Annotated in this window: 1 protein-coding gene; it reads right to left on the bottom strand. The window is 36.7% G+C overall.

All coding sequences use genetic code 11. The features are described 5' to 3' along the window. A partial coding sequence (locus VJI93_RS09205) for a penicillin acylase family protein (protein ID WP_324009388.1) occupies positions 1 to 240 on the bottom strand: 240 nt, incomplete at both ends.

Here is a 240-nt window from a genome sequence, read left to right as displayed (position 1 = left end):
ATCTGGCCATGGCAATGATCTTTTTGATTTTTCAAACTCGTCTTTCCAGATGGTTGTTTCAAGACTATCCCAGATAGCGCGGAAAACAGTAGCTCCTTTTTCACCTATATCATTTCGAAGATTCCAGCTTTTTAAGATCGATACATATTTTTTTCCATCTGCATCCAAAGCAGCTTCATTTAGATATTTTAATAAAGCCGGACGAGCCATTTCAGCAAAAACATTGTAATTATCCGTTTG

It is taken from the genome of Parvimonas sp. M20, assembly GCF_035282425.1.
Lineage (GTDB): Bacteria > Bacillota > Clostridia > Tissierellales > Peptoniphilaceae > Parvimonas.
Note: the sequence above shows the minus strand (reverse complement) of the source record. Positions and strands in the feature narration are given on the sequence as shown.